Source organism: Micromonospora sp. NPDC049044, from assembly GCF_040649215.1.
Classification (GTDB): Bacteria; Actinomycetota; Actinomycetes; order Mycobacteriales; family Micromonosporaceae; genus Micromonospora.
Genome location: NZ_JBEZFA010000023.1, coordinates 106,083 through 118,234, shown reverse-complemented (window position 1 = coordinate 118,234; position 12,152 = coordinate 106,083). Strand labels below are relative to the sequence as shown.

The 12,152-nt window shown below is 69.6% G+C and carries 12 protein-coding genes; 5 read left to right on the top strand and 7 right to left on the bottom strand.

Annotation, left to right across the window (positions count from 1 at the left end; genetic code table 11):
- The first annotated feature begins 135 nt into the window (after positions 1 to 135).
- Positions 136 to 1,311 (top strand): sigma-70 family RNA polymerase sigma factor, encoded by a 1,176-nt coding sequence (locus AB0B85_RS20295; protein WP_357409425.1) that lies wholly within the window; start codon positions 136 to 138, stop codon positions 1,309 to 1,311.
- Between the two features lie 30 nt (positions 1,312 to 1,341).
- Here the strand turns inward: AB0B85_RS20295 and AB0B85_RS20290 are convergent, their stop codons facing one another.
- The 3 genes from AB0B85_RS20290 to AB0B85_RS20280 are packed head-to-tail and all read right to left on the bottom strand — an operon-like array spanning position 1,342 to position 3,393.
- The gene (locus AB0B85_RS20290; RefSeq protein WP_357409423.1) at positions 1,342 to 1,770 is read right to left on the bottom strand and encodes a hypothetical protein; all 429 of its coding nucleotides are present in this window, start codon (positions 1,768 to 1,770) and stop codon (positions 1,342 to 1,344) included.
- Positions 1,767 to 2,630 carry a peptidylprolyl isomerase gene (locus AB0B85_RS20285; protein WP_357409421.1) on the bottom strand — a complete coding sequence of 288 codons (864 nt, stop codon included), beginning with the start codon at positions 2,628 to 2,630 and terminating at the stop codon, positions 1,767 to 1,769. Before AB0B85_RS20285 ends, AB0B85_RS20290 begins: the two co-directional genes overlap by 4 nt.
- A gap of 19 nt (positions 2,631 to 2,649) precedes the next feature.
- The gene (locus AB0B85_RS20280) at positions 2,650 to 3,393 is read right to left on the bottom strand and encodes a hypothetical protein (RefSeq protein WP_357409419.1); all 744 of its coding nucleotides are present in this window, start codon (positions 3,391 to 3,393) and stop codon (positions 2,650 to 2,652) included.
- Positions 3,394 to 4,458: 1,065 nt separating this feature from the next.
- On the opposite strand from AB0B85_RS20280, the gene AB0B85_RS20275 reads away from it, so the two are divergent.
- A complete protein-coding gene (locus AB0B85_RS20275; protein ID WP_357409417.1) occupies positions 4,459 to 5,778 on the top strand; it encodes a cellulose binding domain-containing protein in 1,320 nt (439 codons plus the stop codon).
- 106 nt (positions 5,779 to 5,884) lie between these two features.
- Here the strand turns inward: AB0B85_RS20275 and AB0B85_RS20270 are convergent, their stop codons facing one another.
- Entirely contained in the window at positions 5,885 to 6,550 is a 666-nt protein-coding gene (locus AB0B85_RS20270) for a TetR/AcrR family transcriptional regulator C-terminal domain-containing protein (protein WP_357409435.1), read from the bottom strand.
- A gap of 168 nt (positions 6,551 to 6,718) precedes the next feature.
- Here AB0B85_RS20270 and AB0B85_RS20265 point away from each other — a divergent pair, with 168 nt between their 5' ends.
- Positions 6,719 to 6,949 (top strand): hypothetical protein, encoded by a 231-nt coding sequence (locus tag AB0B85_RS20265; RefSeq protein ID WP_357409415.1) that lies wholly within the window; start codon positions 6,719 to 6,721, stop codon positions 6,947 to 6,949.
- An 88-nt stretch (positions 6,950 to 7,037) separates the two neighbouring features.
- Positions 7,038 to 8,180, top strand: a complete 1,143-nt coding sequence (locus AB0B85_RS20260) for a hypothetical protein (protein ID WP_357409413.1) — start codon at positions 7,038 to 7,040, stop codon at positions 8,178 to 8,180.
- Positions 8,181 to 8,328: 148 nt separating this feature from the next.
- Here the strand turns inward: AB0B85_RS20260 and AB0B85_RS20255 are convergent, their stop codons facing one another.
- From AB0B85_RS20255 to AB0B85_RS20245, 3 genes are all read right to left on the bottom strand, one after another.
- Positions 8,329 to 9,336 (bottom strand): hypothetical protein, encoded by a 1,008-nt coding sequence (locus AB0B85_RS20255; protein WP_357409411.1) that lies wholly within the window; start codon positions 9,334 to 9,336, stop codon positions 8,329 to 8,331.
- A gap of 51 nt (positions 9,337 to 9,387) precedes the next feature.
- Positions 9,388 to 9,903 carry a hypothetical protein gene (locus AB0B85_RS20250; protein WP_357409409.1) on the bottom strand — a complete coding sequence of 172 codons (516 nt, stop codon included), beginning with the start codon at positions 9,901 to 9,903 and terminating at the stop codon, positions 9,388 to 9,390.
- Positions 9,904 to 10,051: 148 nt separating this feature from the next.
- Complete coding sequence (locus AB0B85_RS20245) at positions 10,052 to 10,495, bottom strand: hypothetical protein (RefSeq protein ID WP_357409408.1); 444 nt, start codon at positions 10,493 to 10,495, stop codon at positions 10,052 to 10,054.
- 361 nt (positions 10,496 to 10,856) lie between these two features.
- Between AB0B85_RS20245 and AB0B85_RS20240 the strand changes: the two genes are divergently transcribed.
- On the top strand, positions 10,857 to 12,083 hold the full coding sequence (locus AB0B85_RS20240) for a cellulose binding domain-containing protein (protein ID WP_357409406.1): 1,227 nt from the start codon (positions 10,857 to 10,859) through the stop codon (positions 12,081 to 12,083).
- Positions 12,084 to 12,152 lie beyond the last annotated feature (69 nt).

The following is a 12,152-nucleotide window of genomic DNA, read 5'->3' as shown; positions in this document are numbered from 1 at the left end:
GCTCCACCAGCGCGTACCCGGCTCGTGAGTCGGGACACGATCGCGTCGCGGCGGGGGGGGGGGGGCCCCCCCCCCCCCCCCCCCCCCCGGGGGGGGGGGGGGGGCCCCCCCCCCCCCCCCCGCGACTGGGCCCGGGTGTTCAGCACCACCGCCCAGCTGACCCGGGACCTCGATCTCGCCGAGGAGTGCACCCAGGACGCGTTCGCGCAGGCCCTGGAGACCTGGGCCGAGAGTGGCGTTCCGGATCGGCCGGGCGCCTGGCTCACCACCATCGCTCGCAACCGGGCCCTCGACGTCCTGCGCCGCGAATCGGTGTTCCGTCGCAAGATGCCACTGCTCGTCGCGGACGAGGCGACACCGGGCCCCGAGGACGGTCTGGTCGACGACCGGCTGCGACTCATCTTCACCTGTGCCCACCCCGCACTGTCCAGGCAGGCGCAGGTAGCCCTGACCCTGCGCCTGGTGTGCGGGCTGTCCACCCCGGAGGTGGCCCGCGCGTTCCTGGTGCCGCCGAGCACCATGGCCGCGCGGATCACCCGGGCCAAGAAGAAGATCGCTACGGCCCGCATTCCGTACCGGGTGCCGGGCCCGGATCAACTCGGCGAGCGGGTCAGCGCCGTCCTCGAGGTCGTGCACCTCATCTTCACCACCGGTCATACCGCACCGGTGGGTGCGCACCTGGTGCGGCAGGACCTGGTGGACTGTGCGATCGATCTGGCCCGCATGCTGCACCTGCTCATGCCGAGAGACGCCGAGATCAGCGCTCTGCTGGCGCTGCTGCTGCTCACCGCGGCACGCCAGGAGACCCGGCTGTCCGCCGAGGGGCGGTTGGTGCTCCTGTCCGACCAGGACCGCACCCGCTGGAACTGGCAGCTCATCGGCGAGGGTAGATCGTTGTTGACCGACGCCCTGCGCCGACGGGCACCGACCCGGTACGCCCTGGAGGCCGCGATAGCTGCGGTACACACCGAGGCGCCAACCTGGCAGGACACCGACTGGAACGAGATCATCGGGCTCTACGGCGCGTTGTTCCGGCTGTGGCCGTCGCCCGTCGTCGGCCTCAATCGCGCCGTGGCGATCGGGCTGCGCGACGGCCCCGAGGCCGGACTCGACGCGCTCACTCCGATGCTCGACGAGCCGGCCCTGGCCACCTACGGATATCTCAGTGCGGCCCGCGCCGACTTCCTGCGCCAGCTGCGACGGTGGCCCGAGGCAGTGACGGCCTACGAAGAGGCGCTGACCCTCACCGACAACGACGTCGAACGCGTCTTCCTCAGCGAACGGTTGAGCGACGTCAGTCGGCAGCTGTGAGGGCCAGCGCCTCAGGCGTCGTAGCCGGGCTCAGGCATCCTGGTTGCTCGGCACCGTCGCGCCGCGGTTGGCCATCGTGGCTATCGCCGCCACCCCCAGCAACAGGGCCGGGAGGACGAACCAGAGACCGATGCCGAGGCCCAGCAGGAGCGCCCACACCAGCAGGACAAACGCCGCCACCGTCGTGGTCGTGGCGACAGCGCGATGGGTCAGGTCCGCGATCAGGGGACAGATCGCCGCAACCACCGGTACGCCCAGCAGATAGGTGGCGGCGGCGCCGCTGTCGTCGATCGTGAACGGCAACAGCGCGATGACGATCCACGCGGTGGCGGCGATCGCGAGGATCCTCAGGAGCAGACCGACGGACCCGGATGCCGTGCCGCGCCCGCGTAGACTCACGAACGCCGCGGCGGCGATGAACAGCGCGACAACGCCACCAGCCAGGGTAGCCACGTTCATTTCGCTTCCTCCGTCCTCATGACGTCAGCGAGCCTCGCCTCGTACACGTGGACCGGCCACTTCTTCCGCAACGAGTCGGCGAGCTGGCGCAGGTGTTCGTCCTGACGGTACGCGGTCATCGCCGATTTGACACGGTAGGCGAGCGCTTCGTCCCAGGTGACCGTCTCGAAGGAGATGCTCTCGACGCGGACCACCCACCAGCGGCTGTTCTTCGGATCGGCGGACAGTCCGATGCCACCGGCGGCGGCAATCGCATAGGCCCCTCGGGTGATCATCGGATCGACATCGTCGTGCTGGTCGTCGATCGTGGCGGTGCCGCTCTTCGCCGGCTTGTCCTCACGGAGCAGTCGCTGGAACGTCGGCTGATCTGCGCCGGCCACCCGATCCATTGCCTTCTTGGCCTCGTCGCCGTCCGTGAACTCCGCCCAGGCCACCTCGGCCCGCGCCACGTCGCCGAACAGGTTGCGGTGCTCCTGATACCAGGTGCGGGCCTCGTCGTCGGCGATGTTCTCGATGGTGAAGCCGGGATTGTCGCGCTGCTCCTGCTTGATGAGGGTGGCGATCTGTTCGGCTCTGGTCGACCCGTCGAGGCCACGACGAGCGGCTTCACGCACCAGGAGCTCGTCGCGGATCGCCAGGTTCAGTGCCTCCCCCCAGGGTCCGGAGTAGCCGCCCACCACCAACACCGGCGGCAGGGGGTCATCAGGCATGAGCGCCTGGACACGTTCGACAGTGATTGGTTCGCCCGCCACCGTGGCCAGTGCGTTCGGTGGCGGGTCCACCGACTTCTCGGTGGACCCGCACCCGGACGCCGAGACCGCGAGCATGACGAGCGCCACGGACATCAGCAGTCGCTTCATCGTAGGAGGGCCTCAGGCTCTAACCGCATTGGTTGCTTGAATACAGGAAGTCGTCATCGGCTTCGAAATATTCGTCACCGCATTCGGCGTCCCATGGATTCGTCGAGCCGCCGTGCTCCCGACCGCAGCGGTCGTGGTCGGCACAGTCATAGGTGTAACCGGTGACAATGAAGCAACCGCCACCGCATTTACCCATGCAGTCGTACGAGGCCGGTCCGACATAGATGCTCTCACCCAGGAAACAGTGACTGTTGGCGTCGTGGACCACCCATGCGTTCTCATTGCAGCCGGTGTAGAGGATGCCGTCCTCGTTGCTCTGCTGACACGCGGCAAGCACCTTGCTCCGGGACTCGCTGTTCGGCGCGGTGACCGCGGTGCCTTCCTTGACGCACGACTCGACCGCGAGCTTCATGTCCGGAACCTTCGGCTGGCCGTACCGCTCCACCGGGCGGGGCACATCCAGGTCGCCGATCTTGGTGCCGACCGGTGCCTCGGCAACCAGCATGGCCAGGCGGATGGTCAGGTCCCGGTGCAGCGGAACCGGCGTCTTCGCCACATTGGCCGGCTTGACCCAGGACGATTCGAGGGACTTGGCGAACGCACCGAACGTGGTGCGCTCATCCGGCTGAAGCGAAGCCCCGCCGCCAGACCAGGTGGCGACACCCTTGCTGATGTCCTTGCTGGCGGTGAACTTCTTGCCGGCCACGGAGAGGGACACCTCCGCCGCCACGGCGCTCTTGGCCACCGCCGAGAACTCGATCATCGTGGCCGACCGGGCAAATGTGCCGGAGTCACTGTCGGGCGACGACTCGGTGGCCCGGAAGTCGTTTGTGGACAGAGGTTGGAGCACCGCCGCCGCTGAGGCCGGCGCGGACCCTGGCGCAGCCAGGGCAACCGCGAAGCCGACGGCTAAGATCTTGGCGAGAAGCAGAGGCACTCCGAGCGTACGTTTCATGCAGGCCATCCCCTCGTGAGGTCCGGTTGGGGGTGCCGCAAAGTGGTCGCTCTTTTGAATGGCGATAACTCGATCGCCAGGCGCGATAACACCCCCGCTAATGTTACCGATGTCCATCCTCGTGGACGAATGCATGAGCGTCAATGCTGATTCGTAAAGGATCTTTGGCGGGAAGCGCAGCGGAGGCCCTTCTCGACCAGAACGACGCGGCGGACCCGAAGTGCCAGGGCGCTGCCGGCAGCCACCCGCAGCAGCACGCCGGACGACGGCCGACACCTGCTCAGAGTGCCCGAGAGCGACTCCGACGGTTGAGCATGTTATCGATAACATGCTATCTTTCGGCACGGGGGTGAAGGGCACACTCCCAATCACCTGAGTCGATCGACAAAGGCACGCCGAGGGCGACGCCCACCGGCCGCCCTTGCCAGTCGCTGACCAGTCCGGGCCGCTCCGCCGATGCCAGGCCACCGCAGGCGGTTGCCGGACGATCCCGGTCCGGCTGCATGCCCCCAGCTTTCAATGCCCGTCGCGGAGAGCCCGACAGCGGCGGTTGCGCCCGCACGCCACCCGTGCATGCCGCACCGCCCCGCACACCGGCCCGCAACGGAAGGGGAGCCGTATTCCGGCACCTGGGAGTGCCACCGCCATCCGTCACCACCTCACCGCCCCGTCCGCCCGACGGGCCGCCCGTCGGGCGGTGCTCGACGGGCGCGGCCACCGGCCAGACCCGACCCACTGCCGGCGAGCAGACGGCGGGGCGTGAGCCGTCATCCACACCCCGGTGCCCAGAACGGACACGGTCGAGGGTCGCCGAGGCCCGTCCCGCGCAGCACCACCACCACCACCTGACGACAACTGGCAAGGAGCCAAGCAGTGAGCAAACACCGACAACTCCTCTCAACCATCGCGGGCGCGGCGGTTCTTCTCGCCGCGGCCGCTGGTGGCGTACTGAACGGCGGCCCGGGTGGAGCGGCGGTGGCCGCGACGAACGGCACGCTCGCGGCCACCGCCGGCTGCGGTAAGGCCCCGACGCTCACCAACGGAACACGCACCATTCAGAGCAGCGGCCAGAGCCGCACCTACATCCTGCGGATCCCGGACGGTTACGACCGGAACAGGCAGTACCGGCTGGTCTTCGGTTTCCACTGGCTGAACGGCTCGGCGAGCAACGTCGCCTCGGCCGGTTACTACGGGCTCGCGCCGCTGTCGAACAACACCACGATCTTCGTCGCGCCGCAGGGCATCGACGCCGGGTGGGCCAACACCAACGGTCGCGACCTGACCCTCTTCGACGACATCTCCCGGCAGGTCGAGAACGACCTCTGCGTCGACACGACCCAACGTTTCGCCCTGGGCTGGAGCTACGGCGGGGCGATGAGCTACGCCGTGGCCTGCGCCCGACCCACAGTCATCCGCGCGGTCGCCGTCCTGTCCGGCGCCAACCTCAGCGGTTGCAACGGCGGCACCCAACCCGTCCCCTACTTCGGCATCCACGGCATCTACGACAGCGTGCTGAACATCTCCCAGGGCCGATCGCTGCGCGACACCTTCGTCAGGAACAACGGCTGCACCGCGCAGAGCCCGCGCGAACCGAGCCGGGGGAGTCTCACCCACATCACCACCACGTACACGGGCTGCCGAGCGGGCTATCCCGTGCAGTGGGCCGCGTTCGACGGAGACCACACCCCCAGCCCGGTCGACGGATCGTCAAGCCCGAACGACAGCAGGACCTGGACGTCGGGAGAGATCTGGAGATTCTTCAGTCAGTTCGAGTCGACCACTCCTCCCACGACCGCCCCGCCGACCACGCCCCCGCCGACCACGCCCCCGCCCACCACTCCTCCACCGACCACCCCGCCGCCGACGACTCCGCCCCCGACCGGGGAGCCGGGCAGCTGCACCGCCACGTACAGCCTGGTCAACAGCTGGCCTGGCGGCTTCCAGGGTGAGGTCACCGTCGCCAACAACACCGCCGCCACCGTCAACGGCTGGACCGTCGGCCTGACCCTGGCCTCCGGCCAGGCGATCAGCAGCCTCTGGAGCGGCACCAACACCGGCACCACAGGCACCGTCACCGTCCGAAACGCCGCCTACAACGGCACGTTGGCGCCGAACGCGTCGACCACCTTCGGGTTCACCGCCACCGGCAACGGCGCCACCTCACCCGGCAACATCACCTGCACCAGCCCCTGAGCGAAGAGCGACACCGGCGGCCCGGAGCCACTGACTCCGGGCCGCCGCGGCGGCGGTGCGCCGGGCAGCGCGGTCGCCCGGTCGCCCGGTCAGCGCGGCCGCCCGGTCAGCACGGCGACCCGGTCCGCGCGGCCGCCCGGAGAATGCCGTCGAGGCCCTCCTCGAACAGCAGGTCGTCGTCCCATCGGGTCTCGTCGAGATGGCCGGAGGCATCGAGGGTCGGGTACTCGTCGGCCCTCGCGGCGATGTGGTCGCGGGCCGCGGCCCGCGCCTGCGGGTCTGCGGTCCGGTGCCAGGTGGCTTCGGTGAGCGCGGCGCCGATGACGTAGTTGGCCAGCATCCGCGTGGCCACCGCGAGCGGAAGTCCACGACAGCCGCCGCGCACCAGCGCCGACTGGAGGAATTCGGTGCGGGCGAGGACGTTGGGCCCGAGCATCGGGCGTCCGACCAGGTTCGGTGCCCAGGGATGGCGCAGCATGGCGGCGCGCCACGCTCGGGCGAGGAGGCGGGCGTCCTCCTGCCAGTCGCCGCTCACGACCGGGATGGGCACGTCGCCGAAGATCCGGTCAACGGCCAGGTCCAGGACGTCATCCCTCGTCGCCACATGCCAATAGAGGGCGGTCGCCGTCACGTCGAGTTGCTGAGCCAGACGGCGCATGGTCAGACCCTCGACGCCACGTTCGTCAAGCAGCGTCACCGCCTCGTCCACGATGCGCCCAAGGGTGAGCGGCGCTCTCCGACGCGAACGAGCGGGCTCCGCGCGTAGCCATATCGGCGGTGACGTGCGGCTGTCTCGTCGTCCGACCGGGGTGGTCGGCGGTCCGCCCGGCTCTGCGCTGGTCATGACGCCACCCTAGTTCACTGGACAGGAAACTTAACACCGGTAAGCTAATTGGACATAGGCAAGGACGGGCCGTTACCTCGGCAAGGAGGTTGGCGAATGCCTCTGCTGCGAATCCACCTTGACAGCGACCGGATCACCGCCCGCCGCGTTCTCCAGCTGCACCGGGACGGCAAGACCCACCACGAGTCGCGGGAAGCAGCGCGGGAGGAGGCGTGGCGCCAGGGCCGCACCCCGGCTGGTGACCCGATCTTCGTCGGCATCACCAACGGCCGCCGCCACGTGCAGCTCCTCTACGACGTGGAGGTCTGCTCCGACACGGCCCGCTGAGCGGAGCCCGCGGCGTCCCCTCCGCGGAGGGAGCTCACTCCCCTGCGCCGGGGAGGAGAAGCCCTCCAACCCCGCAGATCATCAATTCGTGATTGCCGGCGGGTGGCTGCTGGTCTCCGAGGCCGACGGCCCGCACCTCGGCCAACGGTCCGGTGAGCCGAACCGGCACCGTCCGTGGGGGAGCGACATGTCCGACCGCGCCACTCGTACGCACCGACCCGCAGCCGCCGAGCGGGTGAGACAGTGGGCGCTGGCGTCCGCCCTCTTCCTCGTCGGCGAGGCAGCCCTGCGCCTGTTCTGGATCGCCGGTGGCCGATGGGCGTACACCGCCTGCGACCGGACCGCTCTGGTCGATCCGGCCGGGGGATGCGGTGCCGACCGCGTCGAGACGCTGCCCTTCTGGGCGGGCTGGGGAGCGCTGGCGGTCGGCCTCGCCCTCGCGGCGGTGGTCGTGGGCGCGGTCCACTCCCCCGGGCGTACCGCCGCCACGGGTAGCTGGCTCGCGGCGGCGCTGCTGTTTGCCACAGCGTTCCCGCTGCACCTGGTCTTCGAGATCCCGGCGGCGTTGACCGGACGCCCCTCGGACTGGCGTGACCTCGGCGCCCGACTCGCACTACTGGCCGGTGGCATCCTGTTCGCCGGGCTGGCGAACGCGTCCGGCCCCCGGCCCGGGCCGGTGACGCCCGGCTACCGGCCGGTGCCCCGCTGGACGCGCCGCTGGGCGTACGTGGCGGTCACCCTGCCGGTGGTCGGCTGGGCCCTGCCACATGGGCTCTGGGTCCTCGGCGTTCCGTTCGGCATCTCCGAACAGGCACTCAACGACATCGACAACGACCTGTCGATGCTGACGGGGGTGGCGATCACTGTCGTCCCACCGCTCGCCGGCCTGCTCGTGCTCGGGCTGGTGCAACGGTGGGGGCAGCAGTTTCCGCGCTGGATGCCGGGCCTGGGCGGTCGACCGGTCCCCCGGCTGCTGGCGGTGGTCCCAGCCGGGGCGGTGGCGCTCACGCTTGTCGTGTACGGCGTGCTGAGCAGCGCGATGTTCGTCGGACGCCTCCTGTCCGGTGAGCTGTCGTGGTCGGACGTGTGGGACGGGTGGGCGGTGACCGCCACGTTGCTGGTGTTCCTCGGCTGGGGAGTGTCGATGGGCGTGACGACCGTCGGCTACGCCCTCAGCACCGGTCACGTCCGGGGCGGACGGCAAGCCCCTGCACCGCACCGGAAGCCCTGAGCGGCGGAGCATGACGGCGCACAGGTACTACGCCGGCCGGAACCTGCGGCGGACTCGCGGGCCCGCTACGGCCTCCACGCCGACGTGCGGCGGACCTGATCCGCTCGTCGCCCATGATCGACGGTGTCACCGACCCTGGCCGCGCTCCCTAGGCCGGCGCGAAGCCGTCGTACGGGTCCCAGTGCGCCGCGTAGCGCAGCAGTGAACGGGCCAGGTCAGGGTGGGCCGCCGCCCACCGGGTGTCGAAGAGGAACCACTGGTCGAACCCGAAGAAATCGTCGATGTACCGGGCGACCTGCGCGATGTGCGGGCCCGATCGGATCAGCGATCCGGTGGCGGGCTCCGGGGTCAGCAACCGCAGGACCTCCCGGTGGCTCGCGTCGTGCCCGGCGGTGGCGAGGCTGGCCGGTGACGGGTCATACCCGGGCAGGCGAGCGTACCGTTCCAGAGCCGCGCCCACGTCCTCCTCGTCGGGCGCGACCATCGCCCACAACAACTGGGCGTCGTGCGGCCAGCGGCTGATGTCGGTGGCGTCAACGGTGCGCAGGTGGGCGGCGAAATCCGGCAGGGTGTGGCCGGGGAAGACGAGTGCTCCGGCCAGGTCCAGGTTGCGACTCGTGTCCGGCGAGCTCCAGCACAGCCGCACCGAGAAGACCGAATCGGGCCCGGACGCGGCCATCCCCAGGGTACGGACCGGCACGCCGTGGTCGAAGATCGCATCGGCGGCTGCCGCATCGGCGGGCAGTGGCCAGGTGTCGTGCAGCGCGAACGCGAGCCGGTCGGGCGCGGCGACGGCCAGAGCGTCGTCGACGAAGTAGTAGGCCAGGTCCACCTCGTCGTCGTCGGTACGCACCCGCAGGGAGTGTCTGCCGAGCCGGATGAAGGTGGCGTCGTCGTCACCCTCCACCCAGAGGTGCTCGCGCAGCAGCTCGCGCAGGTGGTCGACGGACTCCGGAGGGGGCAGGCGCCGCTTCCGGGCCTCCTCGAAGATCGAGTCCAACCCGTACACGTCACCACCCAGCTCGCTGTCGATCCACTCCTCCGGATCGGGACAACACCAACCCCGGCGGAACCAGTCGAGCACTGTCGCATCGGGTAGGACGACCACCCGCTTGCTCAGCGGTGTTTCCTCCCGCCACCGGCACACGAAGTACATGCGGCGGACTCTAGGCAGTCGGTCCGACAGCGCGGCGAGGATGTGGCGATGTCAGTGGTGTTCCAGGCCCCGCAGAATCAGGATGCGGGTGGATCCCATGCCGAGATGGTCGATCTCACCCGAGATGTCCGCGACCGCACGAACGATGGGCTCGATGTCCACCCCGCGTCCGCGCGCCGTGGCGCACAACTCCCAGATCTGGACGAGGTCGTCGCGGGGATCCTCCGACTGGTCCCGAGCCGAGACGTGGACCAGCCGCCGTCGGAACTCGGCGGCCGCGGATGGCCACTGACCCGTGAGGCCGACCCCCCAGCCGAAGGCCTGGTGGGCCCGGAAGATCTGCCGGACCTCGTCCCTGACCGCCTCGTCACCGGATTCGTACGCGTCCAGCAGTGCGGTCAGGGCCGCCTCCGCCTCGGCCGCCACTCCAGCCTCCTCCACAGGCGGCACCCCGGCCGCCAGCTTCGCCTGCCAGTCCGGATCTGTCAGGTCCACCGGACGGTTGGCGATGTCCCCGAGCAGGGCGTCGATGACAGCGACGTCTTCGCGAACGGTGGCAAGCTGCATGGCCGCGATTATGCTCCGCCACCGCCTCGTCGGTCGTCCCCACGGGAGCCGGTCGTACTGCCGGTCGAGCCCGGTCACCGGCAAGCTGGACATCGACCACGACGGTTGAGCCCGCGAGCACCGGGGCCCGGCGTCAGCGGTCGGTGGATCACCGGGCGCTCAGGCACCGGACCCGGCTGATCAGCGCCTCCGGCCCACCGGTGCCTCCGCGCACATCCACCACCATCAGCTCGACCTTGGCCCCTTCGGAGAGCGGAGCCAGGCAGACGGGTGTGCCTTCGTGGTGGGTCTGACCGGCGTAGTCGACCCACTCCACCGGCCCCAGTTGATAGCCGTGGCCGCCGTCGTCGGCCTTGTTCGCCGACGGTTGCCGCCCATCGGGCCGGACCACGAACGCGCTGGCGTCGGCGTTGACCGCTACGACGGTGCCCGTAACCGCGTGCGGCACCCCCCAGCGGGGGTTCAACAGGGAGTAACAGGCGAGGACCCCGAGTGCGGCACCGGTCAAGCCGGCGACGGCGACCAGTAACCACTGTCGTGCCGACAGGCGCGAGGCGGACGGACGCGGATCCGGATGAAGGGCCGTCGCCATACCATCGACTGTATCCCCTGTCTGGTTTTGTGGCGGTACCCGTGAGGTCGGACAGCATGGTGGTGTGGCATCGCACGTGGCGCCGTCGCCGGAAGTCGGCAACGGCGCCACTTCATGAGGGCTGACGCAGGTGGGGACGGGCCGGGCATCCGGTCGAACATTGACACTTATCGTTACGGCGGTGATAGTAACTGCATACCGCTCCCATCGGATCGCCTACGGGGACCGTGCTCGGGTGGCCGTCGCGCCCACCTCGATCTGCCCCGCGGCCAGCACAGACCACAATGTCGGGTGGGCGGGCACCAGAACCGGGCCGCCGCCACCACCGGGAGCGTGATCAACGCATCCGTTGGAGGAGTGCATGAGAAAAAGATCGAAGATCTACGTGGGACTGACGGCCGCCGTCGTCCCGATCGCATCCGTGATCATGGCGCTCGGCGCGACACCGGCCGATGCCGCGGTTGGCGGCTCCGGCCCCTATCCCGCTGACTACGAGACCTCGACCGGCCTGGCCAACCACACCATCTTCCGGCCGCAGACCCTCCCGGCCGAGCGCCTGCCGATCCTCGTCTGGGGCAACGGCGGCTGCTCGGCCAACGGTCTCTCCCAGGGCAATTTCCTCCGGGAGATCGCCTCACACGGCTTCCTCGCCATCGCCAACGGAGCGCCGAACGGATCCGGCTCCACCACCTCCCAGATGCTCACCCAGTCCATCGACTGGGCCTTCGCGGAGAACTCCCGGCAGGGCAGCAAGTACTACAACAAGATCGATACGACAAAGGTCGCCGTCGCGGGTTTCTCCTGCGGAGGTCTGGAGGCCTACGCCGTCTCCAACGACCCGCGCGTCACCACGACCGGCATCTTCAGCAGCGGCCTGTTGAACGATGCCGACGACTACCAACTCCGGAGACTTACCAAGCCGATCGCGTACTTCATCGGCGGTCCGAGCGACATCGCGTACCCGAACGCCATCGACGACTGGGGCAAGCTGCCAGCCAGCCTGCCCGCCTTCATGGGCAACCTGAACGTCGGGCATGGCGGCACGTACGACCAGACCAACGGCGGCGAGTTCGGCCGGGTGGCGGGGCTCTACCTCAAGTGGCGGCTGAAGGGCGACACCACCGCGGGTGCCAACTTCGTCGGCCCCAACTGCGGTCTGTGCCGCACCCAGTGGACCGTCCAGCAGAAGAACCTGACGCTTGACGACGGCACGCCGCCCACGACGCCTCCCCCGACCACGCCACCGCCCACCACGCCACCGCCCACGACGCCTCCCCCGACCACGCCACCGCCGGGCGCCTGCACCGCTGTCTACTCCGTGCAGGACCAGTGGAACGGCGGATTCGTCGCCAACGTCACGGTAACCGCGGGGTCCAACGCGCTCACCGGCTGGCGGGTCACCCTCAACCTGCCGATCGGAACGTCGGTCAGCTCGCTGTGGAACGGTGTTGCCAGTGGTACCAGCGGCACCATCACCGTCCTGAACCAGAGCTACAACGGGCGACTGGCCGCGGGCCAGAGCACCAGTTTCGGCTTCCAGGGCACCGGGAGCGGCAACGGAGCCACCGCCGGCTGCAGCGCGACCTGAAGCCTGCCGATCCCGCGAACACTCCCCGCGAGGGGTCGAGGGGGTGACCCGGCAACCGGGTCACCCCCT

Excerpts from the sequence above, each read along its gene's own strand:
- AB0B85_RS20290 (WP_357409423.1), bottom strand. The coding sequence starts at position 1,770 with ATGAACGTGGCTACCCTGGCTGGTGGCGTTGTCGCGCTGTTCATCGCC.
- AB0B85_RS20285 (WP_357409421.1), bottom strand. The coding sequence starts at position 2,630 with ATGAAGCGACTGCTGATGTCCGTGGCGCTCGTCATGCTCGCGGTCTCG.
- AB0B85_RS20280 (WP_357409419.1), bottom strand. The coding sequence starts at position 3,393 with ATGATCGAGTTCTCGGCGGTGGCCAAGAGCGCCGTGGCGGCGGAGGTG.
- AB0B85_RS20265 (WP_357409415.1), top strand. The coding sequence starts at position 6,719 with ATGCCTCTGCTGCGAATCCACCTTGACAGCGACCGGATCACCGCCCGC.
- AB0B85_RS20255 (WP_357409411.1), bottom strand. The coding sequence starts at position 9,336 with ATGTACTTCGTGTGCCGGTGGCGGGAGGAAACACCGCTGAGCAAGCGG.
- AB0B85_RS20250 (WP_357409409.1), bottom strand. The coding sequence starts at position 9,903 with ATGCAGCTTGCCACCGTTCGCGAAGACGTCGCTGTCATCGACGCCCTG.
- AB0B85_RS20245 (WP_357409408.1), bottom strand. The coding sequence starts at position 10,495 with ATGGCGACGGCCCTTCATCCGGATCCGCGTCCGTCCGCCTCGCGCCTG.
- AB0B85_RS20240 (WP_357409406.1), top strand. The coding sequence starts at position 10,857 with ATGAGAAAAAGATCGAAGATCTACGTGGGACTGACGGCCGCCGTCGTC.